24 protein-coding genes and 3 tRNA genes are annotated in these 23003 nt (G+C 50.3%); 16 read left to right on the forward strand and 11 right to left on the reverse strand.

The window, feature by feature from the left end:
• The first annotated feature begins 67 nt into the window (after window positions 1-67).
• Entirely contained in the window at window positions 68-790 is a 723-nt protein-coding gene (sdiA, locus tag JQ822_RS04405) for a transcriptional regulator SdiA (RefSeq protein ID WP_213132432.1), read from the forward strand.
• Between the two features lie 66 nt (window positions 791-856).
• Here the strand turns inward: sdiA and JQ822_RS04410 are convergent, their stop codons facing one another.
• Complete coding sequence (locus JQ822_RS04410) at window positions 857-1081, reverse strand: DUF2594 family protein (RefSeq protein WP_213132433.1); 225 nt, start codon at window positions 1079-1081, stop codon at window positions 857-859.
• A 19-nt stretch (window positions 1082-1100) separates the two neighbouring features.
• The gene (locus JQ822_RS24585) at window positions 1101-1148 is read right to left on the reverse strand and encodes a hypothetical protein (protein WP_418222342.1); all 48 of its coding nucleotides are present in this window, start codon (window positions 1146-1148) and stop codon (window positions 1101-1103) included.
• A gap of 392 nt (window positions 1149-1540) precedes the next feature.
• Between JQ822_RS24585 and uvrY the strand changes: the two genes are divergently transcribed.
• The 6 genes from uvrY (at window position 1541) to JQ822_RS04440 (ending at window position 5082) form a co-directional block, all read left to right on the forward strand.
• Window positions 1541-2197: a UvrY/SirA/GacA family response regulator transcription factor gene (uvrY, locus tag JQ822_RS04415; protein ID WP_003834023.1), complete on the forward strand. Its 657-nt coding sequence runs from the start codon at window positions 1541-1543 to the stop codon at window positions 2195-2197.
• The gene (gene uvrC, locus JQ822_RS04420; RefSeq protein WP_213132434.1) at window positions 2194-4026 is read left to right on the forward strand and encodes an excinuclease ABC subunit UvrC; all 1833 of its coding nucleotides are present in this window, start codon (window positions 2194-2196) and stop codon (window positions 4024-4026) included. The genes uvrY and uvrC overlap by 4 nt, the downstream gene beginning before the upstream one ends.
• Window positions 4027-4081: 55 nt before the next feature.
• Window positions 4082-4630, forward strand: coding sequence for a CDP-diacylglycerol--glycerol-3-phosphate 3-phosphatidyltransferase (gene pgsA / locus JQ822_RS04425; RefSeq protein ID WP_135322300.1), 549 nt, complete (start codon window positions 4082-4084; stop codon window positions 4628-4630).
• 151 nt (window positions 4631-4781) lie between these two features.
• Window positions 4782-4857, forward strand: a tRNA-Gly gene (locus JQ822_RS04430).
• A 52-nt stretch (window positions 4858-4909) separates the two neighbouring features.
• Window positions 4910-4983 (forward strand) — tRNA-Cys (locus tag JQ822_RS04435).
• Window positions 4984-4995: 12 nt separating this feature from the next.
• A tRNA-Leu gene (locus JQ822_RS04440) sits at window positions 4996-5082 on the forward strand.
• A 177-nt stretch (window positions 5083-5259) separates the two neighbouring features.
• On the opposite strand, the gene JQ822_RS04445 is transcribed toward JQ822_RS04440, so the two are convergent.
• Window positions 5260-7449 carry a hypothetical protein gene (locus JQ822_RS04445; protein ID WP_213132435.1) on the reverse strand — a complete coding sequence of 730 codons (2190 nt, stop codon included), beginning with the start codon at window positions 7447-7449 and terminating at the stop codon, window positions 5260-5262.
• A 257-nt stretch (window positions 7450-7706) separates the two neighbouring features.
• On the opposite strand from JQ822_RS04445, the gene JQ822_RS04450 reads away from it, so the two are divergent.
• A complete protein-coding gene (locus JQ822_RS04450; RefSeq protein ID WP_213132436.1) occupies window positions 7707-8450 on the forward strand; it encodes a hypothetical protein in 744 nt (247 codons plus the stop codon).
• 41 nt (window positions 8451-8491) lie between these two features.
• On the opposite strand, the gene JQ822_RS04455 is transcribed toward JQ822_RS04450, so the two are convergent.
• The 4 genes from JQ822_RS04455 to JQ822_RS04470 all read right to left on the reverse strand — a co-directional run bounded on the left by JQ822_RS04455 (window position 8492) and on the right by JQ822_RS04470 (window position 13556).
• The gene (locus tag JQ822_RS04455; RefSeq protein WP_213132437.1) at window positions 8492-9727 is read right to left on the reverse strand and encodes a cytochrome P450; all 1236 of its coding nucleotides are present in this window, start codon (window positions 9725-9727) and stop codon (window positions 8492-8494) included.
• The gene (locus JQ822_RS04460) at window positions 9724-11337 is read right to left on the reverse strand and encodes a Dyp-type peroxidase (protein ID WP_213132438.1); all 1614 of its coding nucleotides are present in this window, start codon (window positions 11335-11337) and stop codon (window positions 9724-9726) included. The genes JQ822_RS04455 and JQ822_RS04460 overlap by 4 nt, the downstream gene beginning before the upstream one ends.
• Window positions 11319-12926, reverse strand: a complete 1608-nt coding sequence (locus JQ822_RS04465) for a hypothetical protein (protein WP_213132439.1) — start codon at window positions 12924-12926, stop codon at window positions 11319-11321. The genes JQ822_RS04460 and JQ822_RS04465 overlap by 19 nt, the downstream gene beginning before the upstream one ends.
• A 285-nt stretch (window positions 12927-13211) precedes the next feature.
• A complete protein-coding gene (locus tag JQ822_RS04470; protein WP_213132440.1) occupies window positions 13212-13556 on the reverse strand; it encodes a hypothetical protein in 345 nt (114 codons plus the stop codon).
• Between the two features lie 204 nt (window positions 13557-13760).
• On the opposite strand from JQ822_RS04470, the gene JQ822_RS04475 reads away from it, so the two are divergent.
• The 6 genes from JQ822_RS04475 to JQ822_RS04500 all read left to right on the forward strand — a co-directional run bounded on the left by JQ822_RS04475 (window position 13761) and on the right by JQ822_RS04500 (window position 17799).
• On the forward strand, window positions 13761-14447 hold the full coding sequence (locus JQ822_RS04475; protein ID WP_244848690.1) for a DUF1571 domain-containing protein: 687 nt from the start codon (window positions 13761-13763) through the stop codon (window positions 14445-14447).
• A 13-nt stretch (window positions 14448-14460) separates the two neighbouring features.
• Window positions 14461-14931, forward strand: a complete 471-nt coding sequence (locus JQ822_RS04480; protein ID WP_213132441.1) for an SRPBCC family protein — start codon at window positions 14461-14463, stop codon at window positions 14929-14931.
• Between the two features lie 240 nt (window positions 14932-15171).
• Window positions 15172-16314 carry a transglutaminase-like domain-containing protein gene (locus JQ822_RS04485; RefSeq protein WP_213132442.1) on the forward strand — a complete coding sequence of 381 codons (1143 nt, stop codon included), beginning with the start codon at window positions 15172-15174 and terminating at the stop codon, window positions 16312-16314.
• Window positions 16292-16648 (forward strand): mercuric transporter MerT family protein, encoded by a 357-nt coding sequence (locus tag JQ822_RS04490; protein ID WP_213132443.1) that lies wholly within the window; start codon window positions 16292-16294, stop codon window positions 16646-16648. The genes JQ822_RS04485 and JQ822_RS04490 overlap by 23 nt, the downstream gene beginning before the upstream one ends.
• On the forward strand, window positions 16645-16926 hold the full coding sequence (locus tag JQ822_RS04495) for a heavy-metal-associated domain-containing protein (protein WP_213132444.1): 282 nt from the start codon (window positions 16645-16647) through the stop codon (window positions 16924-16926). The genes JQ822_RS04490 and JQ822_RS04495 overlap by 4 nt, the downstream gene beginning before the upstream one ends.
• Before the next feature lie 207 nt (window positions 16927-17133).
• Entirely contained in the window at window positions 17134-17799 is a 666-nt protein-coding gene (locus JQ822_RS04500) for a YecA/YgfB family protein (RefSeq protein WP_213132445.1), read from the forward strand.
• Between the two features lie 27 nt (window positions 17800-17826).
• Here the strand turns inward: JQ822_RS04500 and tyrP are convergent, their stop codons facing one another.
• Window positions 17827-19038: a tyrosine transporter TyrP gene (gene tyrP, locus JQ822_RS04505; RefSeq protein WP_213132446.1), complete on the reverse strand. Its 1212-nt coding sequence runs from the start codon at window positions 19036-19038 to the stop codon at window positions 17827-17829.
• 213 nt (window positions 19039-19251) lie between these two features.
• On the opposite strand from tyrP, the gene JQ822_RS04510 reads away from it, so the two are divergent.
• Complete coding sequence (locus JQ822_RS04510; protein WP_213132447.1) at window positions 19252-19491, forward strand: YecH family metal-binding protein; 240 nt, start codon at window positions 19252-19254, stop codon at window positions 19489-19491.
• A gap of 45 nt (window positions 19492-19536) precedes the next feature.
• Here JQ822_RS04510 and ftnA read toward each other — a convergent pair whose 3' ends face one another.
• Both ftnA and yecR read right to left on the reverse strand, forming a co-directional pair.
• Entirely contained in the window at window positions 19537-20034 is a 498-nt protein-coding gene (gene ftnA, locus JQ822_RS04515; protein WP_016153456.1) for a non-heme ferritin, read from the reverse strand.
• Window positions 20035-20228: 194 nt separating this feature from the next.
• Window positions 20229-20564 (reverse strand): YecR family lipoprotein, encoded by a 336-nt coding sequence (gene yecR, locus JQ822_RS04520; protein WP_213132448.1) that lies wholly within the window; start codon window positions 20562-20564, stop codon window positions 20229-20231.
• 269 nt (window positions 20565-20833) lie between these two features.
• On the opposite strand from yecR, the gene JQ822_RS04525 reads away from it, so the two are divergent.
• Complete coding sequence (locus JQ822_RS04525; RefSeq protein ID WP_213132449.1) at window positions 20834-21472, forward strand: RpiB/LacA/LacB family sugar-phosphate isomerase; 639 nt, start codon at window positions 20834-20836, stop codon at window positions 21470-21472.
• Between the two features lie 34 nt (window positions 21473-21506).
• Here the strand turns inward: JQ822_RS04525 and JQ822_RS04530 are convergent, their stop codons facing one another.
• Window positions 21507-22928 carry an MFS transporter gene (locus JQ822_RS04530; protein ID WP_213132450.1) on the reverse strand — a complete coding sequence of 474 codons (1422 nt, stop codon included), beginning with the start codon at window positions 22926-22928 and terminating at the stop codon, window positions 21507-21509.
• Window positions 22929-23003 lie beyond the last annotated feature (75 nt).

The raw sequence follows: 23003 nt of genomic DNA on the forward strand, positions 1-23003 counted from the left end.
TTTATGTGTTAGCTTGTTTCATTCTCATTAATGATGATTATCAATCTCAGGGACATTACCACTTAGTATGCAGGATCAAGATTTCTTCACCTGGCGACGGAGCATGCTGTTACGCTTTCAGGAAATGGCGACGGCAGAGGACGTCTATAATGAATTACAACATCAGACGCAACATCTGGAGTTCGATTTTTACGCGCTCTGTGTTCGTCATCCCGTACCGTTTACCCGACCCAAAACGGCGCTTCATACAACCTATCCTCAAGCCTGGGTGGCGCATTATCAGTCCGAAAATTATCTCGCGATTGACCCGGTGCTAAAGCCCGAAAACTTCAGTCAGGGCCATCTTCCCTGGGACGATACCTTATTTCGCGATGCGCAACCTCTGTGGGATGCCGCGCGTAATCACGGTTTACGTAAGGGGATGACGCAATGCGTAATGTTGCCGAACCGGGCGCTGGGTTTTCTGTCCGTCTCGCGTGCGAGCGCGCGTAATGGCCGCTTTGCGCAGGATGAAGTGGAACTCAGAATGCAATTGCTGGTAAGGGAGAGTCTGTCCGTTTTGACGCGACTGGAAGATGATATGGTCATGGCGCCCGAGATGCGTTTTAGTAAGCGGGAAAAAGAAATACTGAAATGGACCGCAGAGGGAAAAACATCGGCTGAAATAGCGATGATCCTGTCGATTTCTGAAAATACTGTTAACTTCCATCAGAAGAATATGCAGAAGAAGTTTAATGCGCCAAACAAAACGCAGATTGCCTGCTATGCTGCTGCGACCGGGCTTATCTGAATAAATTGTCGTTCTGAGTGTCAGACGCAAAACCGGCTGATTGCAGTGCTATCAGCCGGTTTCATATTACTGACGGTAGGCCTGTTTAATTTGTTTAACCGTGTTGGTAAATACCGCAGTCTGGGTTTGGTCTTCAATCAGCGCGATCTGTTTTTCCATCTTAAGAATCACGCGGCCTGCATCGGCTTGTCCCATTGCCTGCAGCATCAGCGTTAACATGGCTTTCAGGCAGGTGACTTCGTTAGCCAGTTCTTGATTATTCTCAGCAGTGGAAAAATCAGGCGTACTCATTTATTTTCCTCGTTATGTTTCAATGAAAAAGTGCGATGGCGAATGTTAAGGCGGCGGAGTATACCATAAGCGCAGCTAAAAATATCAGTGGCTGTTTTTTGCGCAAACATTAACCGGCGTCATTAAAATAAACAAGATGTTGCAGTGCATATATTTTCTCCATCCTTTGTATATCTCGCGTATTTTACTGGTTAATTATTGTTACAAATTTGCCTGACAATTTATCATTCAGCTGAAGAATATGATCTTTTTGTCACTATTCTGAAACAGCAATGCGCATATAACCCCGGTAAAAGACCGCCAGCAGTGAATGTTTCCACACGGCGTACAATCTAATTTCCAAAAACGAGAGCAAAATCGAAAGACGGGTGTTTTTTACATTTCAAAGTTGAGATAAAACCCGTTAACATAGGATCAGTTAACTATCGGTAGCGTTATCCCTATTCTGGAGATATTCCTTTGATCAACGTTTTTCTTGTTGATGACCACGAACTGGTGCGCGCAGGGATACGACGCATTCTTGAAGATATTAAAGGCATTAAAGTTGTCGGCGAAGCGTGCTGCGGCGAAGATGCTGTAAAATGGTGCCGCTCAAATTCCGTCGACGTCGTGCTGATGGACATGAATATGCCCGGTATTGGCGGGCTTGAGGCAACGCGTAAAATTGCGCGTTCAACGGCTGACATAAAAGTGATTATGCTGACCGTCCATACTGAAAACCCGTTGCCTGCAAAAGTCATGCAGGCGGGTGCCGCAGGATACCTGAGTAAGGGTGCTGCGCCTCAGGAAGTGGTTAGCGCTATTCGCTCAGTCTTTTCCGGGCAACGCTATATTGCTTCTGATATCGCTCAGCAGATGGCGCTCAGCCAGATTGAGCCAGAGAAAACGGAAACACCGTTTGCCAGTTTGTCTGAACGTGAGTTGCAGATTATGCTGATGATCACCAAAGGCCAGAAGGTCAATGAGATCTCAGAGCAATTGAATCTCAGTCCGAAAACGGTGAACAGCTATCGCTATCGAATGTTCAGTAAATTAAACATTCACGGTGACGTAGAACTGACTCACCTGGCGATTCGCCATGGCCTGTGTAATGCGGAGACGTTAACAAGCCAGTGACCGAACAGTTTGATGCCAAAGCGTTTCTGAAAACCGTAACCAGCCAGCCCGGCGTTTATCGTATGTACGATGCCGCCGGGACGGTTATCTATGTCGGTAAAGCGAAAGACCTGAAAAAACGGCTTTCCAGCTACTTCCGTAGCAACCTCGCGTCGCGTAAAACCGAAGCGCTGGTGGCGCTCATTCAGCAGATTGATGTGACGGTGACGCATACCGAAACCGAAGCGTTGCTACTCGAACATAACTACATCAAGCTGTACCAGCCGCGCTACAACGTGTTGCTGCGCGATGACAAATCCTATCCTTTTATTTTTCTCAGCGGTGACACCCACCCGCGCCTGGCGATGCATCGTGGGGCTAAGCATGCCAAAGGCGAGTATTTTGGACCGTTTCCCAACGGTTATGCCGTGCGTGAAACGCTGGCGCTGCTGCAGAAAATTTTCCCGATTCGCCAGTGCGAAAACAGCGTCTACCGCAACCGCTCACGTCCTTGCCTGCAATATCAGATTGGTCGATGTCTCGGTCCCTGCGTGGCCGGTTTGGTGAGCGAGGACGAGTATGCGCAGCAGGTTGACTACGTCCGGTTGTTCCTGTCCGGCAAAGACGATCAGGTGTTAACGCAATTGATCGCCCGGATGGAAAAGGCCAGCCAGAATCTGGAATTTGAAGAGGCCGCGCGTATTCGTGACCAAATTCAGGCCGTACGCCGTGTCACCGAAAAACAGTTTGTTTCCAATACTGGAGATGACCTGGATGTTATCGGCGTGGCGTTTGATGCCGGGATGGCTTGCGTGCACGTTCTGTTTATCCGTCAGGGGAAAGTGCTGGGTAGCCGCAGCTATTTCCCTAAAGTACCGGGGGGGACGGAACTGGGCGAAGTGGTCGAAACCTTTGTCGGACAGTTCTATTTACAGGGCAGTCAGATGCGAACGTTACCCGGTGAGATCCTGCTTGATTTTAATCTGAGCGATAAAACGCTGCTGGCCGACTCGTTGTCTGAACTCGCCGGGCGGCGGATTAACGTCCAGACGAAGCCGCGTGGCGATCGCGCGCGTTACCTCAAGCTGGCGCGTACCAATGCGGCGACGGCACTGACCACGAAATTGTCTCAGCAGTCCACCATTACTCAACGTCTGACGGCGCTGGCGTCGGTGTTGAAGCTACCGGCGGTTAAACGCATGGAATGCTTTGACATCAGCCACACCATGGGCGAGCAGACGGTAGCCTCCTGCGTGGTTTTCGACGCTAACGGACCGTTACGCGCTGAATACCGTCGCTATAACATTACTGGTATCACCCCCGGTGATGATTACGCGGCGATGAACCAGGTGTTGCGTCGCCGTTACGGTAAGGCGATTGAAGAAAGTAAGATCCCGGACGTCATCCTTATTGATGGTGGCAAAGGACAACTGGGGCAGGCGAAAGCGGTATTTGCGGAACTGGATGTGCCCTGGGACAAGAGCCATCCGCTTCTGCTTGGCGTGGCGAAAGGGGCCGATCGTAAAGCCGGTCTGGAAACACTGTTCTTTGAGCCGGAAGGTGAGGGGTTCAGCCTGCCGCCTGATTCGCCTGCGCTGCACGTGATTCAGCATATTCGTGATGAATCGCACGATCACGCGATCAGCGGGCATCGTAAAAAACGGGCGAAGGTGAAAAGCACCAGTACGCTGGAAACCATTGAGGGCGTTGGACCAAAACGTCGGCAGATGCTGTTAAAGTACATGGGCGGTTTGCAAGGGCTTCGTAACGCGAGTGTCGAAGAAATTGCAAAAGTGCCGGGTATTTCGCAAGGTCTGGCAGAAAAGATCTTCTACTCGTTGAAACATTAGGCCCTCTGTAGCAACATAGGGGTAATTTCACTGACAACAGATAGTTATCCGTCATATGCAATTTAATATCCCTACATTGCTCACGCTGTTTCGCGTCATCCTGATCCCATTCTTTGTATTGGCGTTTTACCTGCCATTCACCTGGGCTCCCTTTGTTTGCGCGCTTATCTTCTGTATCGCGGCGATCACCGACTGGTTTGACGGATTTCTGGCGCGTCGCTGGAACCAAAGCACGCGTTTTGGTGCCTTCCTTGATCCGGTCGCCGATAAGGTACTGGTGGCTATCGCCATGGTGCTGGTGACGGAGCACTACCACAGTTGGTGGGTGACCTTGCCTGCCGCTACCATGATCGCACGTGAAATTATCATTTCTGCACTGCGTGAATGGATGGCCGAACTGGGTAAACGCAGCAGCGTGGCCGTGTCATGGATCGGCAAAGTGAAAACTACCTCGCAAATGGCGGCGCTGGCATGGCTGCTGTGGCGTCCAAATATCTGGGTTGAGTACGCCGGAATCGCACTTTTCTTTGTCGCTGCGGTACTGACATTGTGGTCGATGTTCCAGTATTTGAGCGCTGCACGTGGAGATTTGCTTGATCAGTGATCGTTTCGCCGCAAATTTCAGCAAACGATCGTGAGTAGCGAAAAATATCGTTGACTCAGTGCGTCAGGTAAGTAGAATGCAACGCATCGAACGGCGGCACAGATTGCCAGACGATAGCAAAATCAAGTGATTAACAAGATTGCTTGGTCATGCGGGAATAGCTCAGTTGGTAGAGCACGACCTTGCCAAGGTCGGGGTCGCGAGTTCGAGTCTCGTTTCCCGCTCCAAATTTAAAACATCGGCATATTGCGGGTGTTGGCTGAAAAGCCTGAAGATTTCGGCGCGTTAGCAAAGCGGTTATGTAGCGGATTGCAAATCCGTCTAGTCCGGTTCGACTCCGGAACGCGCCTCCAATTTCTTCCCGAGCCCGGATGGTGAAATCGGTAGACACAAGGGATTTAAAATCCCTCGGCTGTAAGGCTGTGCGGGTTCAAGTCCCGCTCCGGGTACCATGGGAAAGAACAGAATAATCAAAGCAATAAGCAGTGTCGTGAAACCACCTACGGGTGGTTTTTTTGTGTCTGAAACCTACCGGTTTCTCGTAAATATAACGCCGGTTATATGGTTAGCGCCATCCTGGTACTGTCTGGCATATGAGCGAGGACGGGGAAGCGGTAAGCAGTAATGTGTTACGTTTTATCCTGGTAGCAGTAACTGATAAATCGAGGTTCGTTGTCGGATGAATAATATTGCAGTTTGCTGTCTTTGGGATTAAACAGCACCTGGAACGACATCGCCGGAAAACCGTGGAAAACCATCGTCAGGGCTAACATGTGAGCGGTGGCGCCTTTCTGTTTATCCGTCACCACTTCTCGTTCTGAGGCGATAACCTGACTCATCCGCCAGCGCTGTGCCAGATCTGATTTAATGGCGCTTACTGTCTCCGGTGGAACTTCTTTTTCCGTACTCCCGTTGAGAATACTATACACGCGATTGCGTAGCACGTTGGCGTCAGGTGACTGGAGTTGACGATTCAGGCTCAGTGCACAATGCAGTCGGGTGGGCGATTCAAAATATAGCGGTTTATCCGTTTTGATCGTTGCGACAGTGAAATCGATTTTTAGCACATCATCGTTAGCCTGTGCCTGAGTCTCAACGTGTTGCCAGCGGTTATTTTGCACCTGCGCAATGACAATCAGCGGATTAGGTTGACTACTCAGACGTACAATTAATGGCGTAAGCATTGTTGTGTCTGACAGCATCTGTACGGGCAGCACTCGTGCTTCTGGCTGCGGTGCCGCTGCGTTTATTCGCCAGATCTTCAGTAACGGCGGCTGCTTTGCGGGTTTATCACTCTCTATCCGATTCAGATCTGCCTCGGACCACGCCATGCCAACCAGCACACTGTGGCCTGCATTATCTGTACGTACCAGAGAAAGGGGTTCATCCGTTTCTTTCACATTGAGCGCAAAACGCTGAACGTTATTGGCATGATTATTCCCCAGTTGCTGGCGAGCGACGGTAACATAATCCGTGTAATTTTTACCGCTATCATCATCACCAAAAGTGCCATTCTTATTCAGTGGAGCCCCGCGAGCAAATACCCACGCCCAACTGGCCTGACCGATGGCATCCTTTTCCAGTAGCATATCGTGGGACAGGAAGCGGTACTGATTGCGTATGGCTACCATCGGACCATTTAACGGGTAGTCTGTCATCTTGTCATCTTTGCGCTCCTCTGGCTTCAGCAGTTCTTGCTGGACGATTTTGACGCTGTTTATCTTTGGGGCACCTGCTGTTCCACGATGTGTCAGCGACACGATTACTGGCTTCCCCTCTACGATGGCAAACTTTTTCACCGAGGCATCAGTGTCAGAGCGGCAGGCATAGATTTTAGCTTTTGGGTCATCAGCCTCAGGGATGTTGTCACCAGGACAGAGAGTCAGTGCCAGTTGAAGGGGGCTGGCATTGGATAACCAGCCAAACCGGATCAGTTTGACGCTGGTATCGTTGGCCCCATCTCGGGCAAGCGATACCAGCGAGCCTGGGCTGGTTGGTGTTTTGCTTTCGCTATCAGCCATACTGGTTAAAATGGGAGGGGTAGCAAGTCTGGCTTCAGGAACTGGCGTGTATGTTTGAGTTTTCTGGCTGCTTTTGCCCAGAATTCTCATACTGACCAGATTACGTTTGAAGTGGAAAGTGCGCACGCCATAATCGGCATTTGGGTCACTGACTCTGTTTTCTGGTACCGCTCGTCCGACGACATAGTCGTTAGCTTTGGCAGGCATAGGGTCGTATTCAAAATAGGTCGAACGGGTGCGATCATGAAACGAACCTGCGCCCTTCAACGAAACGCCCAGTAATACGGTTTTGGCTTCTTTCTCGCAGGGCCGGTACATCGTCCGCACATCGGTAAGAGCATCACCGTGCTGCTCCTGAAGTTGCCGGCATAAACGGAATGCGGACTGCTGCAGCTGTGTATCGCAGTCTGCCTGAGTATATCCGTAAGTGGCATAGCCATGGCGATAGCAAAAATCGTGTATCACACAGGCCTGACGAAAGCGTAGTGAGATATCGGAGCCACCTACTCTGTGTTTAAATGATATTCTGTTGGCGAGTGAGGGAATTGAACAGTTTAACCCTGCAGCCTGGCCACCAAGAATAGCTTCCGTCGCAACTGAAGAGGGATAAGAGGTGAACGTTATCGGGGCTTCTGTTTCTTCAGGCTGAGCCAGGTCCGGGTAGACGGCTTCCGCTGTACCGCCGATGATGGAGTTGCATCCTACACCGATTACCAGCAGGGCAAATGCCATACCTATCAACAATACTGTTACGCACTGTTTATGACACTTCACAGACCAGCTCAATTTCACAGTCATAGCCATTCCTGTTTTCCGATTGTATTAACCAAAAAAGCGAGGACAAAGACGCAACGGTTTAATTGAAACTATCGTAGTTGACGTGGTGAAAAGTGAGAATAATGCAAATTCACGAATTGGTACGACCGCGAGATTAACGGTGGTTTTCAGATACTTTATGCAACGTGTTTTATGGCAAATTCAACATAATTTATTAAGGTTAAAGCCTGAGTGCTGACTACTCTATTTATAAATAAATGTGCTTCAGGAGTGGTGTTATGTTTTTCAGAGTAGGACTTGCCATCATTTTACTCTCAGCATCGCTCGTCACTAATGCAGAGGTAAAAGAAATAACGATGTACTCCGATGGTGTTTCATGTCCGGGTAGCTGCGATGCACACGTCGTTTTTGATAAAGCAATGAATGGTACAGAGTTTGCGCACAACCCAGGGACGAAGTATGCGGCATGTAAGAAGAATGAAGAGTGCCACATCTGCTTTGAATCAGGGGGGAAGCAATGTTTAGACGTCATGTATCGGGGTAATGGTCCACACGCCAATACATTTGACTTTACGCCGAAATTTTACCAGCAAGTTTGCGCTGGAACGCCAACTCAATTACTGCTGGCAGAGGCGTGTAACAATATGAGGAAGAGTGCAAAGAGCCTCGATAAGCGAATTAACTGTATTGCAACTCCAGATAATAATAAATGCCATAACATTATTGCATTAGCAGAATCTGCCCGTAAATTAGATATACCGAAGTATGCAAAATGTCTCCAGCAGGGTGAGCATGCTTATAATCAAAGTGTGCCACCTGCGGAGCAACGCGCTCACAATTGTGCCTACGAATTACAGGGTTCTGGTATCAACAGTCAGGGTCAAACATGGAAAAAACTTCTCCCTGCCGCTTGCAAAGACAATACCTATGTAGGGCGTGATGGACTGGACTGCTGTAGCGGTAATACACTTACCGACGGTCAGCTAGGCCTTGAGTGTAAGGCTTTTTACCCGAGTCGGTAAGGCTGTCCTGTAGCAACAGATATTATTGGTCCTTACTTCGTTCAGTCATACCGAACAACCAGACGCTCAGCAAAAGGACCATTTTTGCTGAGCTTTCCGTCTGCTCCGGGGGCACGGCGTAAACCGGGTTGTTTTAGCAGTGGTTTAAGCATCAAATGAAGGGTGGCTAAGTTAATATAACGCCCAAAACACGCGTGCAGCCCGTAGCCAAAATGCATGTAATCTGAAGCAGGACGATCGGGATTGAACGTCTTTGGATTAGAAACCCGTCGTGGGTCCATCATTGCCGAAGCAAATGCTGCCAACACCTGAGATCCCGCTTTGATCGTTACCTCGTGGGGTGTTCCGCGCGCCAGGGTGACGTCAGCCAAAGCGACGCGCCATAAACCAGGCCCCAGAGGATCAAAACGCATCGCTTCCAGTACATAGCGCCGCAGTTTTTCATTATCGTTATCGCGAGCGGCTGCCTGTGCTTCTGCCAGAATCTGTGGTCGTCGTAGCAGTTGTTCCATTGCCTGTGGAAGCACCATGGGAGGCTGAGGAGGCCCGCCGACCATCATTCCCATTAATGCGGTACGAATTTGTACGTCACTAAAGCCAGGCTCGTTCTTAGACTGGAGAGTAAGACAACGCGCCAACACGTCATCGTCCCCCTTATTTTGCTTGCGCAGGGTTATGATTGCATCAATATGGGCGCGTAAGGCGGGTGCAATCTCATCGACTTCGGCTCGCAGCGCCTTATCATTACCCCCATCAGCGAATTGAAACTCAAATAATCGCGTCGCCCAAACCCGCAAATCACCGTTAGAGGGGGGTGAGATCCCAAGATATGTCGCGAGAAAATCGAAGCTAACCTGACGTGTGAGGTCGTTCACGATCTCTATTTGACCCTTGCTCATTTTTATGATCTGTTCTGCCCGTAATTCGACATCGGCTGCCAGATGTGGCAGATCACCAGGTAAAATGACTTTGCATATTGCTGCAGTATCATATTGATGTTGAAGGAGATCGTCAGTACCCAGAAAAAAAGGTTCCCCACCCATAATGATGTCGAGTTTCGGTTTATACATGACGCCAAATTTGGAATCTGTCGCAAACACTTCACGTACGTGGTCATACCTTGATGTGAGAGTAACCCCCGCCACATTCCATACCGGTTTTACGCATCGTAATATGCTGAAAAAATAGGGCAATATCTTAATGACCCTTTGTTCAGCCCATTTTTTGGGACCGCCAGCACGTGGCCTGAGAACCTCTTTTGAGCTTAGCGCATTCATAAAGCCTCCAGATAGCGAAGGGCCGCTATGCTCGGTAAAAAGAAGTATTCGCCACCCACCATTTGAACGTAGCTTTTTACATCAATGATTTTACGCAGCTGCTCGTCGGGGATAGTGAAACCCCCGCACGGACCCAGCAGGGGGTCGGTTTCATTGTGCAGAACGGCAAAATTAGGGTTTAGAATCCATGTCTGCTGAATGAACTCAAACTGACGGCCAATGTCTGTGTTCAGACAAATAAACAATAAGCCGCGGTCATCTGCATCTGCGCAACGCGGGTCGGAAATTTTAGGGCCATATTTTCTTCCCCGACGTAAAATGCGGTGGCTGTTAGCTGCGTTCAGCAATATATCTTTATCCGTGGAGGATGGTGCAAGTCCGTCGCGTGGGTTTCCTCGGCGTACATGGCTACCCAGTGGGCAGCCATATCCCATTTTGTCGCGGTCAAAAAAACGAAACTCATTATCCGGGCGACCGGAGGCGTTAGCCGGTAAGACTCCTCCAGGGCAAAGAAGGTGACCATTACGATCTCTGCCCATCACCCGACTTGCAACCCAATCAGCATTGACCGGGCTGCTTCCCGCGTTAAGGCTCTTGTTCAGGTGTTTTGCACATTCGTCCATTGAAATCCAGAACTGAGCAACATCTTGTCTGAGCTCTCTAACAACCATATAGCTTCCGTTGAAGCCAAAATCGAGAAAATTTTCTCCACGTGGGTGTGGTCTCAGTTTCCCGGGATCGGAGCCCGATACGTTAGAGCTTATGCCAGACACCACCGGTCCTTTCGCAATTTCACCATGTCCGTTGGGATGCCCCATGAGTATTTCACCTAGCGGTACAAGGTGGACGCTATCATGGCTTTTAGTCAGTGTTTGACTCAGATTGACAACATCTTTTTCGAAGGGGATAGGTTGAGAAATACCATCAGCAAACCCAAAATGTTCTCTTTCTATTTCATTGGTCGAACTCGTCCGGTTAAGCGGCAATTGATGGACGACAGCGACGCCATGAGGAGCAAGGATCTGTGTGACTTGAACGGCCCATTGAGCCACGGCAGCATCGTTATCTTCATAAAGCAGGAGCACTGCATGTACGGTGATATTGGTGGTGATAGCATCAATCGTTTTCTTACCAGTAGATGAGTGAAAAGGACGCGCAGTGCTGTCATGCGCGGCAGTATCAAGCGGCGTGTTGCCACTCCATTTGGGGCCACCGTCGATCACCGTCTTGCTCCATTTGTTTCCACGACGATCGCCAAGTCGGCGAAGACGATCTTCCTGAAACATTCCTTCCTTAAAAGGGCGATCGAAGCTTTCCAGTGAATCAGGATCGAGTCCCATTTTGCATAAACCGAACCAGGTAAAACCTATTGCAGCACAACGTGGATCTGGTCCATCTGCATCCGTGATTGGCGCGATGGAAGTGAGTGCCTTCAGCCAGCTATTGCCTTTGTGGTTTTTACTGAACTTAAATTCTAAAAATAGTGCTCGTGCAAAAGGTTGTTTCGAAAAACCACTGACAACAAGACCTTGCACATTTTTGTTATGTGGGTATGCAAGTGCCCAACTCTCTGAGTCGTTGGAATTGTCGGTCAAAGGTCTTTTATCCATTGCACAGCCCTCTCTTTTGTCATCCTATGGGTTTGCAGACCGAGCGCAATCCGGTAATTTCGCTCGATCTGATCGGTAGTCAGTGTCGGGTAGGCGCTGAACCAGAAATGGCTAATCGCCATAGAGTGGCGAGCCCACTCTTTAAACTGGCGACCGCGACTAGCCCCGTCCAGGATGAGATATCGCGTGGATGGAAAACCTACGCCACAACTCCAGGCAAGTGTGAGCCCGGTATGTGCCTTTTCAATAAAGTCGTCGAGGTAACTTTCCCACGTCTGATCGAAATTTGAGAGAAACATTAATCGACTCTTATTATTCACCAGCGCCCAATGAGCGAAATGGATAGTGCGCATTGAACCAAGATAGCCGTCACGTGCCGTAACACGTAACAACAACCCTAGACCGAGATGTCCAGTACGAATTAAAATAGCGCGCAAGATACCTGGTTTGATGAGAACAACCGACCCCATATGATTCTGAGGGATCCAATCTTCCCGACGCGCCATTTCCCGCAGAAATCGTGGACGAACCCACGGTGCATCTTGCGAACTGTCAGCTTTCTCCAGGGTCCGTAGCCAAAAAAGGATCGCTGCAATGGTGACTGGCATACTTAATAAACCCTGTATTAACCAGATGAGCATATCTAACCAGGCTGCTGCGGTAACCTGGCCTATTATCATCATCAGGAAAGGGATCCCCAATATACTCACCGTGGTGAGATAGATAATGAGATAGAAAAAGAGAAGCCTCCCAAAAGAGGTATTCTGCAAGCTGACGTTTGTTTTTGCTTTATTGCCTGACGACATGCGGCTCATTCGTTTGAATAATGCGGCAATAAGCAGAAGGCTAAGGCCCAGCAAAATGAACGAGAAAACTGGCGGCATTATAAGGGAGAGCATGAGTCCAGGAATCGAAAGGATAAAACTTACCGCGACCACGAATGCCCCCAGCCCGAGCCAATCACCGATGTTTTCCCCGTGCGAAATGCGGGGCGTTGGTGGCGTATCTATCCAGGGAAATTGTTCAACCAATGCAGTACGCAGTTGGTGATGAACCGCAAGGGGATCCAGTTTGCGATAGGTGGCATCATTGTCAGTCAGTTCTGCCTGTACATGTTCAAATAGCGTGAATTCATCAATAATACGTCGACGCGTCATTCCTCGGTTCCCATGGTGGTAGACCGTTGGGGTCAGTGATTGTGCTTCGAGGTAAGGTGCGAGTGGCGCACGTGAATCAGGAGCTATGATGGCAGTGAACAGGGGGCCGAGACGATCCTGCGGGCATTTACAACAAGCCAGAAAACTGCGGATCTCAGGGCCAATAGCGGCTTCAAGTTGCGCCCAAAAGGGGCCTGGCTCACCATCAAAATTGGCTTCGATAACGAATAGTGGATCGTACTCATAGCCAGGAAAGAGACTGAGCGACATAAAATGTAAAACGGGAACGGAGGACAAAAACGGCGCAAACTTGCCGGTGGCGCCTTGTCGATTGGTATTCCGTTTGTCGTGTAGTTTATTCAATAGGTTGGATAAATGCTCGTAACTTTCGGGCTTCACTTCCAGCGCAACAGATAATGTCGATTGTCGCATTTTCTTATTCTCTCAAGACGAATAAATACTGATCTATCGTTTTGTGGACGGCGGAAATCATGTGGTGCTATTTATTAAAAATCGAAGCCTGTTTATATACACTAGTAATCGATATTACATATGTCAATTTTATATTGAAGTGAAATTAAAACTTAATCATTATATATTTATCCTCGTATTTATTCTAACAGTACAGAATGAAGTGGCTATTGTGGGGGTGTATTATTTATTGTCATCAGAATGTTATCGTCTTCTAATTAAAAGTGAATACTATACCGGCCATAATTATCGACGAATGGGCGTACTCAGCATAAAGCCTCCGCGAGCCGGGTTGTTCCTGAAGCCATCTCGGGCGGGATTGGAGATGTGGTTCTGAAAGCGGTTAAACATAACGGGATCGTCAATGCCGTCCTGAATAGCAAAGGGTCGGTGGATCGTGTTGCGGGCTCTGAGAGTGAAACCGAATTCATCCGTCCCTCCAATGATGATGACGCTGTTGCCGGCAGCCAAAGTGGTACTTAATTCACGCTCCCTTGCGGCCTGGTCCTGCAAGGTGCTGGCGGTAGCACAGAATGATGCCAGCAGCAGCATTGTGAAGGCGACGCATGAAGGTACCCGTGGCCGTTTCATGATGAATACCTGATAAAAGTATGGCTATTAAAGTATAGCGTTCTACAGCGTCGATAACCGACGTAAGCAGGATTAATTCTGCCGCTCTGTCTGTGCTAATAATGATTATCCTGGCGGCCAGGGCCTCTGAATTTCCCCCTATAATGAACACAGGTAACAGGTGATAGCGCCTGTTTGCAGACCATGTTGATGCTGGAGGCTTTGATGAGAGGCTTACTCTCTGCGACGGTAATGTCTGCAGCGGTACTCATTTTTAGCACGATAGTGTCCCCGGCAGCGGTGAACGCCGCCGTGGCGTCGGCGCTGTCGCAAGATCCCATCATCTTCGCTCAACAAAGTTTTAACAAAATACAATCCTATCAGGTGGTTATGCGTTCATCGTCCACTGCGGGGGAGCGTAAAATTATTCGCTATAGCTATAAAAAACCCGGTTACGTGCGGATGGACTTTACCCAACCGCATGCTGGCGCAGTGCTGACCTATAACCCCGTCAGCGCGAGAGTGACGTTGTGGCCATTTGGGGTGGGGACGTTGCCTGTGTTAAATCTGTCGCCCACGAATTCAGTGATCCAGGATGAGCACGGTCACCGGGTTGATCGGTCAGACATCGGCGTTTTGCTGGGAAATATCCAGAGTCTGCAGCGTGAGGGGACAACTACTACCGTTGGCGTGGAGAATCTGTCTGGACGATCGGTCACGCATGTTTCGGTGGTGGGACCGGGGACAATGGTTGTTGATGACGTTCATCGCTATGACGTTTGGTTAGATAACTATCATGGACTGCCTGCCAAAGTGGTGAGCTACACGCTGGAGGGCAAACCGCTGGAAACGGTGCTGATGGACGCCATGATCGTCAACCTCCGTTTTCCTGCCGATTTCTTCACACCCTAAAGGAGTCTGGTCCATGGCCGAATATCAGTTCTCCACCATCTGGCGGGTTGAAGCGTCGCTACAGGAGGTCTGGGAGGTGTTCTCGCATCCGGACCAGTGGCCTGAGTGGTGGGTAAGTCTGGAACAAGTCATCGAACTTGAGAAAGGCGATGTGCAGGGGATCGGGGCGCTGCACCGCTATACCTGGAAAGGGGCGCTGCCGTATCGTTTAACCTTTGATATCAACGTACTGAAAATTCTGCCGTGTTCTCTTCTCGAAGGAGAAGCCCGCGGTGAGGTTGAAGGTCTCGGGGTATGGTCTTTTGTTGCGCTTGGTCAGGAGACTATTGTCAGGTACGACTGGAATATACGCACCACCCTTCGCTGGATGAATTACCTGGCTCCACTGGCAGCTCCCGTATTTCGCTGGAATCACGATACGATTATGCGCGAAGGGGCAAGGGGGTTAGCTCGAAAATTAGGCACCCATGTCTCTATGTTTTAGTTTTACTGGAGGTTAGAGGTCAGGGAGCCTGCCTGTTTTATGCATTCTTCGTCTTTTTCCTTGTTGCGCCTGTACTCTTACAGCTGAAAGTGGCTTAATCGGTTCTCTTTTCATTCACAGTTAACAGGTCTGTTATTGATGAATAATCCCCATCGACTCGCCTTTTTATGTCAGCGCCTGTCTGCTGTGATGACCGCCTACGCTTGCCGTAGCTCAACTCATACATATGGACAGACAGCAATGCAACGTCGCCAGTTTCTCAAAAATAGCGTTCTCCTTTCCGCCGCCGGTTTAGTCGGTCCTGCGATTACTAGCCAGACGGTACACGCCGCTGAGCCCTCGGTTGCGGTAGTGGTGCGTCGGCGTTTCGTGTTATCACAAACCTATAAACTCAATCCACCGCAAGGTTCGCGCGGTGTGGTCAAACTGTGGATCCCGTTACCGGTAGACACCGCGTTTCAGCAGATGACAAACCTTGTATTTAGCGGCAACTATAAGCAGGCATACGTCACCACGAATAACAACTATGGCGCCAAAACGCTGTATGCCAGTTGGCCAGATTCGCAGGGGGAATTGCTGATGAAGGTCGAGATTGAGATTGAAACGTCAGACTGGGAACCGCTGAAACATGACGCGCTAAAAACCTGGCAAGCGCCGGAACAGATTATTTACCCACTGGATGTTAAACCGTATCTGTTGCCGACAGCGCATACCCCCATTGATGGACTGGTTCAGGAAACCGCACGTAAAATTACTGGTGCGGAGCAGGATCCATTGAAAAAAGCGCGTCTGATTTATGAGTGGGTTAGCCGTTATATGGAGCGTGATAATGACGTGATCGGCTGCGGCACGGGTGACGTCGCGGAGATCCTGAAAAGTGGCAAACTCAAGGGTAAATGTACCGATATGAGTTCTGTTTTTGTGGCACTGGCTCGGGCCAGCGGAATTCCGGCGCGTGAACTGTTTGGCATCCGCCTGGGGAAAGCCAATAAACTAGAGCGCTATTCAAAAAGCGCGTTTGGCAAAGCCGACAGCGCAGGGGTTGCTGATGTCAGCGGTGGGCAGCACTGTCGCGCTGAGTTCTATCTGGCCGGTTACGGCTGGTTGCCGTGTGACCCGGCAGACGTGACCAAAATGCGTCTGGCAGAGAAAAAAGCCCATCAGGATGCCGATGTCCAGGCCGTCAACGCTTACCTGTTTGGTAACTGGGAAATGAATTGGGTGGGCTTCAACTACGGACGCGATTTTGAACTGTATCCGGCAACCGAGCAGGGTGCGATGAACAACTTTGGTTATCCTTATGCTGAAGTTGACGGCGATCCGATCAATTTCTATGACCCTAAAGCGTTCTCTTACAGCTATGTCGCAACAGAACAACGCTAAGGGCGCGGGGTTAACTCTGCTGACGGCCGCTGCGGCTGCCGTCACCGCGGGTTTATGCTGCGTTGGCCCGCTGTTATATCTGCTGTTTGGTATTTCGGCGGCCAGCTTTGCCATATTCACCCGCGTTGAATTTTTACGTGTTCCTCTGATGGTGCTGACGGTAGGGTTGCTATTGCGGGTATTCTGGCGGCTCTATATTTCTAAAAGACCGTGGTGCACCGGGCGGTTAACCCTGACGCAGATGCGCGTGCTGTACTGGTTCGCACTGATGCTGATTTTGCCCGTGTTATTCTACCCCACGCTGGTGGCCTGGTTTTACGAGGTGTTTGAATGAAAATATTGACGCTACTTATGTGTTTATTACTGCCGTTTTGGGCGCAGGCAGCCAATCAGAAAGTGGTGCTGGATATACAAAATATGACCTGCTCGCTGTGCGTCATTTCGGTAAACCAGGCACTGCGTGAAACCGACGGCGTGATCAAAGCTAAATCTTCGCTAAAGACCCGTCAGGCAGAAGCCATCGTTCCGCAAGGTTTCTCTACCGATACGCTGCTCAACGCGGTAGCGAAAACAGGATATACGGCCACGCTGAACCGTATTGAACAACAGTAAGCCACCTGCGGGTGGTTTTATTGTGCGTTGCAGATATAATGCCGGCGATTTTGTGATCCCTTTTGTGCGTTGACTACCGGAATTACCCCCGTTTCCTGTTAACCTGAACAGGCGGTATCAGTAAGCCGCCCACGCCATTTGTATCCGTTATCCCACACGCCATGTAAGATAATCACAGGCAAGAATTATTGACTAAGGAAAAGCGTTATGAAAACGGGACCATTAAACGAGAGCGAGCTGGAATGGCTGGATGATGTACTGACCAAGTACAATACGGACAAGGCGATTCTGGATGTCTCAGAGCTGGATGGCTTGCTGACGGCGGTGCTCAGCTCACCTTATGAAATTGAGCCGGAGCAGTGGCTGGTTGCGATTTGGGGCGGCGCGCAGTATGTTCCTCGCTGGTCATCCGAAAAAGAAATGGCGCGTTTTATGAACCTGGCATTTCAACATATGGCCGACACGGCCGATCGCCTGGATGAATTTCCGGAGCAGTTTGAACCGCTGTTTGGCCTGCGTGAAATTGAAGGTCATGAGCTGACTATCGTGGAAGAGTGGTGCTTTGGTTATATGCGCGGCGTTGCGTTGTCGGACTGGTCCGCGTTGCCGGATTCGTTAAAACCTGCGCTTGAGGCAATTGCGCTGCACGGGACGGAAGAGAACTTCGAGGTGGTGGAAAAACTGACCCCGGAGGCGTTTGAAGAGAGCGTTGAGGCTATCCGTCTGGCGGCGCTCGATCTACACGCTTACTGGATGGCACATCCGCAGGAAGTCCCGGTTAAGGCTCCGGTAAAAGTCGATGCTAAAGTAGGACGTAACGATCCGTGCCCATGCGGCAGCGGCAAAAAATATAAGCAGTGCTGTCTGCACTAAGAAACAGGGGCGCAAGCCCCTTTTTCTTTACCCCACTTCTGGCAACAATCCTGCCGCAATAGAAAACTGCACCGCTATCACCACAATGCCGCAAATAAATACCAGCGCCAGCGCCGGTGCGCCACCGGCTACGCGATACGTTGCCTGAGGATTGTGTTTTCTGCTCTGCCAGACCAGCATTGACGGGATCAGTAGCGCCAGCACAGCGAGGGCCACGCCTGCGTATCCCAGCGCCATGACAAATCCACGCGGGTAAAACAGGGCGAATGCCAGTGGCGGCAGGAATGTCACTACGCCGGTCTGTATTCTTCCGGCAGCGGTATTGCGACGCTGGAAGAGGTCAGCCAGATAATCAAATAGACCCAGCGCCACACCGAGGAAAGAGGTGGCCAGCGCGAGGTCGGCAAACAGATGCACAGCCAGCTCAACGTGCGGTGAGGCCACCACTTCACGTAACGCCTGTAATAAACCGTTTAAGCCCGCATGGTCAGCTAGCAGCCCCATAAAAGTTGATGAGTTGATGCTGCCGAGTGTAGCCAGTTGCCAGAAAATATAGGCGACCAGCGGGATGGCGCTGCCGCTAATAAATACCCAGCGTAATTTACGGATATTGCCGTTCATATAGCTGACGATGCTGGGGACGCTGCCGTGAAAACCGAATGACGTGAAGATAACCGGAATGGCGGAAAGCGCCAGTCCCTGCTGTAGCGGAAGCGTGAGGAGATTGACTTTATGGACGTGCGGCATCAACAACGCCAGCATCACGACCAGGAAGATAATCTTGGCGCTAAACAGCAGGCGGTTGAACAGATCAACCAGTGATGTACCTACGCATACCACGCCTCCGGCAACAAAGGTGAACAGTAACACACCCATCGTTGGGGACATGCTGGCTCCGGTCCAGTCACTGATGCTTGAGGCCAACAGCTCACCTGCGCCACTGATATATGCCGCTGTGAGTGCGTACATCAAGAACATCATGCTAAAACCGGTGACCCACTGTCCGTATCGACCGAGATAGCGCTTCGCCAGCGTGCCGAGCCCGGTGTCCGCCGGCACGTGTTGATATACTTCCAGCAGCAACAGCGCGGTGTAGCACATCAGTGCCCATAGCCCGATCAACAACACCAGCGTGACGCTAAATCCTACGCCTGCCGCAGCCAACGGCATCGCCAGCATACCGGCACCAATGGTGGTTCCCGCCACGATAAAAACACTACCCAGAGTTCTATTCTTCACGCTTTCCTCTGTCCCAGAGATAGTCAACAGTTGTATCTGCGGCGCAGGGTAAGGCATAACGCTATTTTCGTCAAATGACCGTTACAATAGCTGTACATTAATGTTTACGAATATCAGGTGGTTAAGATGTATTCCAGATGATATTTTTCTGCGTTAGCGCAAAGCGGCGAGGTGCGGTTCACATTAGGCTACGGGCTTTATTGAGGAGGATGTATGGAATCTATTCACGGCCACGAAGTACTCAACATGATGATTGAGTCTGGCGAACAGTATACAAATGCCAGCCTTGAAGCGGCGATTACGGCACGTTTTGGGGAGCAGGCGTGTTTTCATACCTGTTCTGCACAAGGCATGACGGCGGCTGAGTTGGTGGCATTCTTAGCGGCGAAGGGGAAGTTTATTGCCAAAGACGACGGCTTCTCTACGCACGAAAGCAAGATCTGCCGCCATTAAGATTTTTGGCTAACGGTGGTGTATTGCCACCGTTAGCCAACACAATTAATTCTGTGTATCAAGCGTGGCCAGTTCTTTATCGATGAAATAAAGGCCTTCACCGCTTTTGCCTGCCAGCGATAATTTATCAATAACCGATTTAAATAATTTCTCTTCTTCGTGCTGCTCGGCAACATACCACTGCAGGAAATTAAAGGTTGGATAATCCTGATGAGTCATTGCCGCGTGTGCCAGTTCATTAATTTTCTGCGTGATCAACTGCTCATGTTCATAGGTGACACGGAACAGTTCATCCAGAGAAGCATATTCAGCAAACGGCGATGGCACGGTATTAATGCACGGTAAGCTGCCGGTATCGGTCAGGTAGTCGAACAGACGCTGCATATGCGTCATCTCTTCCTGCGCATGACGACGCAGAAACGCGGCGGCACCTTCGAAACTGTGATAGCTGCACCACGCACTCATCTGTTGGTAGAGCAGGGATGAATATAATTCAAGATTCATTTGCTCATTCAGTTGGTCGATCATTTCTGTTTTCAGCATGGTTCTGCTCCACAAACGTTAATTATATTTTGATGTGGCGTCACTATAATTTGTTATTTAATTATTTGCAAAAGGTAAAATAATAAATTTAATTATTAAAAATGCGAATGGGAATAAAACGCATTAACGATATTAAATCGGTGATATAAGTTGGGAAGTCATATAAGACCAGCAACAATATGCTGGTCGACAAATTAATAATTTAAAGAGGGGGTTTGTGCGACAACCGCGCCGTGGCACTGCCAGGCGAGCGTGATTTTGGTATTCATGCACAGGGAGCCTGCGTAAATGCTGCAGGTGGCTACCGGCTGACCAAATGCCATCGCGCTGGCGTACCCCATCTGCTGACACGCCTTCGTTGCCGTACCCTGGGCAACATAATCATCGGTACGTGCCGTTTGCAGCATGGCCTGGTTGTAAGTCAGACGAACCACGCCGGTGACTGCGCTGGCTTCGCTGACCTGTGCCTGTTTAGTGATAGTGCATCCCGTCAGCACGAGCGGCAAGAGGGTTAGGATAAGGGTCTTCATGATATCGCTCTGAAAGTTCGGTGATACGCTATCCTCGCATACACTGCGATCGGGCAATGGCCTGAATAACTCGACGATCACCTGCGATTAATCACAACGACGCCTTTACCATGAGGTAAATCTGCTGTTTCGGGGAAAAAATGTGAGCACTCCATTGCTTTTTAAAACCAAATTTCATTAAATTTGAAAGTGTATTTGCAAGATAGTAATGTGACCTGACTATGGTGGCTTATGGCGGAATTCCCGCGACGTATTCAGGAGAAGACACAATGAAAATTGCATTGATGATGGAAAACAGCCAGGCGAGCAAAAACGCGATCATTTATCACGAGCTTAAGGCCGTCGCGGATGAGAAAGGCTTCCCGGTGTTTAACGTCGGAATGAGCGACGAAAATGACCATCATCTGACCTACATCCATCTTGGCATTATGGCCAGTATCCTGCTTAATTCTAAAGCGGTTGATTTTGTCGTCACCGGCTGTGGTACGGGTCAGGGGGCTATGATGTCGCTGAATATCCATCCGGGAGTGGTGTGCGGCTACTGCCTCGATCCGGCAGATGCCTTCCTGTTTGCTCAAATTAACAACGGCAATGCGCTCTCCCTGGCGTTCGCGAAAGGTTTCGGCTGGGGTGCAGAACTGAACGTGCGCTACATGTTCGAGAAAGCGTTCACCGGGCGTAACGGTGAAGGTTATCCGCCGGAGCGTAAAGAGCCGCAGGTGCGTAACGCCGGAATTCTGAATCAGGTTAAAGCGGCAGTTGTGAAAGAAAACTATCTCGATACCCTGCGCGCTATCGATCCTGAACTGGTGAAAACCGCCGTATCCGGCCCGCGTTTCCAGCAGTGTTTCTTTGAAAACTGTCAGGACAAATCTATCGAAGCGTTTGTCCGTGAGATGATTGGCTAAACGTTGCTGGCCCGGTGGCGCAGGCTGTCCGGGCTTATCTGTTCTTGTTTGACACCGCACTTCCCGCGTCGCGGGTTAGCCGTAACGTATCCACCATGCCAGTCAGGCAAATAAGGGCAATCGCCACAAAAGCCAGACGGAAGCTAATGCCAGGTATATTGCCCAGCGCCAGCCACTCGCTGACCTTATCGCCGATTCTGATACCAATTGCCGCCAGCGAAATCCCTAACCCCACCGCTAATTGTGTGGCCGTGCTGAACAGCGTATTGGCGTAGCTCATCTGTGGCGCGGGGACATCTGCAAAGGCCAGCGTGCTGACGCCGGTAAACTGGATCGAACGGAATACGCCACCCAGATACAGTATCAGTAAAATAACCCACACCGGCGTTTGCGGGGTAATCAACGCGCAGGCCAGCAGCGCCAGCACGTTCAGCGCCCCGTTTACCAACAGCAGTTTCTTAAAGCCCAGCCAGCGTATCAACGGCGTGGTCGCGGGCTTAATCGTCAGGTTGCCGACAAACACTGCCAGTACCAGCGAGCCGGCATGAAAGGCGTTCATGCCAAACCCCACCTGAAACATTAACGGCAGCAGAAAGGGAACGGCGCTGATAGACGCGCGAAACAGCGACCCGCCGTACATGGAGACGCGAAAGGTGGGGACACGCAGGGCATCCAGACGAATCATCGGCCAGGCAGCATGGCGAAAATGACGCAGGGCAAACAGGAAGGTGATTATCCCGAGCGTGAGTAGCCCAGCAGTCAACCAGCCCTGCGGCTGTTGCGATCCCAGTAACTCCATGGCATACACGAGGCTGACCATGGCGACAGAAGTGGCAATAAATCCGGGAATATCGAATGGACGGCGCTCATCGTCATGAATATCGGGGATGAAGCGTAACGCCAGGGTTATCGCCAGTAATCCCAACGGGACGTTAATAAAGAATATCCAGCGCCAGTTAGCGTAGTTGGTGATAAACCCGCCGAGGGGCGGGCCGATGATGGGGGCGACTAATGCCGGCCAGGTCAGGGTTGCAATGGCGGTGATTAACTGGTGTTTTGGCGTGGTACGCAGCACCGCGAGGCGACCGACCGGTACCATCAATGCGCCGCCTACCCCCTGTAAGATACGCATTGCGACAAAGCCTTCCAGACTGGTGGCTAACCCGCATAGCATCGAAGCAAGGGTAAAGATGACCAGCGCCAGGCTAAATACCTTGCGCGCGCCGAAGCGATCGGCAATCCAGCCGCTGGCAGGAATCAGAACCGCCAGGGTGATCAGATAGGCACTGATACCAATGTTCAGATCGACGGCCTGCACGCCAAAGCTTTTTGCCATATCGGGCAGGGCGGTGGCGATGACCGTGCCATCGATAAACTCCATAAAAAAAGCCCCGGCAACGAGCAATGCCGCCGGGGAGAGGCCACGTTTATTCTCAGCCGCTAAATCGTTACTCATGTTGTGCTTGCCATCTCAAAAGAAATCACGGGATCTTTTTTTATTTTCAGCGTAACCGTAATGACGGCACCGCTA

Source organism: Citrobacter sp. FP75, from assembly GCF_018342065.1.
Taxonomy (GTDB): Bacteria; Pseudomonadota; Gammaproteobacteria; order Enterobacterales; family Enterobacteriaceae; genus Citrobacter.

What these genes read in the sequence shown, in the direction of transcription:
- JQ822_RS04465 (WP_213132439.1), bottom strand. Translation starts at nt 12,926, where the DNA reads ATGCGACAATCGACATTATCTGTTGCGCTGGAAGTGAAGCCCGAAAGT.
- JQ822_RS04470 (WP_213132440.1), bottom strand. Translation starts at nt 13,556, where the DNA reads ATGAAACGGCCACGGGTACCTTCATGCGTCGCCTTCACAATGCTGCTG.
- sdiA (WP_213132432.1), top strand. Translation starts at nt 68, where the DNA reads ATGCAGGATCAAGATTTCTTCACCTGGCGACGGAGCATGCTGTTACGC.
- JQ822_RS04510 (WP_213132447.1), top strand. Translation starts at nt 19,252, where the DNA reads ATGGAATCTATTCACGGCCACGAAGTACTCAACATGATGATTGAGTCT.
- JQ822_RS04495 (WP_213132444.1), top strand. Translation starts at nt 16,645, where the DNA reads ATGAAAATATTGACGCTACTTATGTGTTTATTACTGCCGTTTTGGGCG.
- JQ822_RS04455 (WP_213132437.1), bottom strand. Translation starts at nt 9,727, where the DNA reads ATGAATGCGCTAAGCTCAAAAGAGGTTCTCAGGCCACGTGCTGGCGGT.
- JQ822_RS04475 (WP_244848690.1), top strand. Translation starts at nt 13,761, where the DNA reads ATGAGAGGCTTACTCTCTGCGACGGTAATGTCTGCAGCGGTACTCATT.
- JQ822_RS04525 (WP_213132449.1), top strand. Translation starts at nt 20,834, where the DNA reads ATGAAAATTGCATTGATGATGGAAAACAGCCAGGCGAGCAAAAACGCG.
- JQ822_RS04500 (WP_213132445.1), top strand. Translation starts at nt 17,134, where the DNA reads ATGAAAACGGGACCATTAAACGAGAGCGAGCTGGAATGGCTGGATGAT.
- ftnA (WP_016153456.1), bottom strand. Translation starts at nt 20,034, where the DNA reads ATGCTGAAAACAGAAATGATCGACCAACTGAATGAGCAAATGAATCTT.
- JQ822_RS04450 (WP_213132436.1), top strand. Translation starts at nt 7,707, where the DNA reads ATGTTTTTCAGAGTAGGACTTGCCATCATTTTACTCTCAGCATCGCTC.
- JQ822_RS04410 (WP_213132433.1), bottom strand. Translation starts at nt 1,081, where the DNA reads ATGAGTACGCCTGATTTTTCCACTGCTGAGAATAATCAAGAACTGGCT.
- JQ822_RS04460 (WP_213132438.1), bottom strand. Translation starts at nt 11,337, where the DNA reads ATGGATAAAAGACCTTTGACCGACAATTCCAACGACTCAGAGAGTTGG.
- JQ822_RS04485 (WP_213132442.1), top strand. Translation starts at nt 15,172, where the DNA reads ATGCAACGTCGCCAGTTTCTCAAAAATAGCGTTCTCCTTTCCGCCGCC.
- JQ822_RS04530 (WP_213132450.1), bottom strand. Translation starts at nt 22,928, where the DNA reads ATGAGTAACGATTTAGCGGCTGAGAATAAACGTGGCCTCTCCCCGGCG.
- JQ822_RS04480 (WP_213132441.1), top strand. Translation starts at nt 14,461, where the DNA reads ATGGCCGAATATCAGTTCTCCACCATCTGGCGGGTTGAAGCGTCGCTA.
- JQ822_RS04490 (WP_213132443.1), top strand. Translation starts at nt 16,292, where the DNA reads ATGTCGCAACAGAACAACGCTAAGGGCGCGGGGTTAACTCTGCTGACG.
- JQ822_RS04445 (WP_213132435.1), bottom strand. Translation starts at nt 7,449, where the DNA reads ATGACTGTGAAATTGAGCTGGTCTGTGAAGTGTCATAAACAGTGCGTA.
- pgsA (WP_135322300.1), top strand. Translation starts at nt 4,082, where the DNA reads ATGCAATTTAATATCCCTACATTGCTCACGCTGTTTCGCGTCATCCTG.
- yecR (WP_213132448.1), bottom strand. Translation starts at nt 20,564, where the DNA reads ATGAAGACCCTTATCCTAACCCTCTTGCCGCTCGTGCTGACGGGATGC.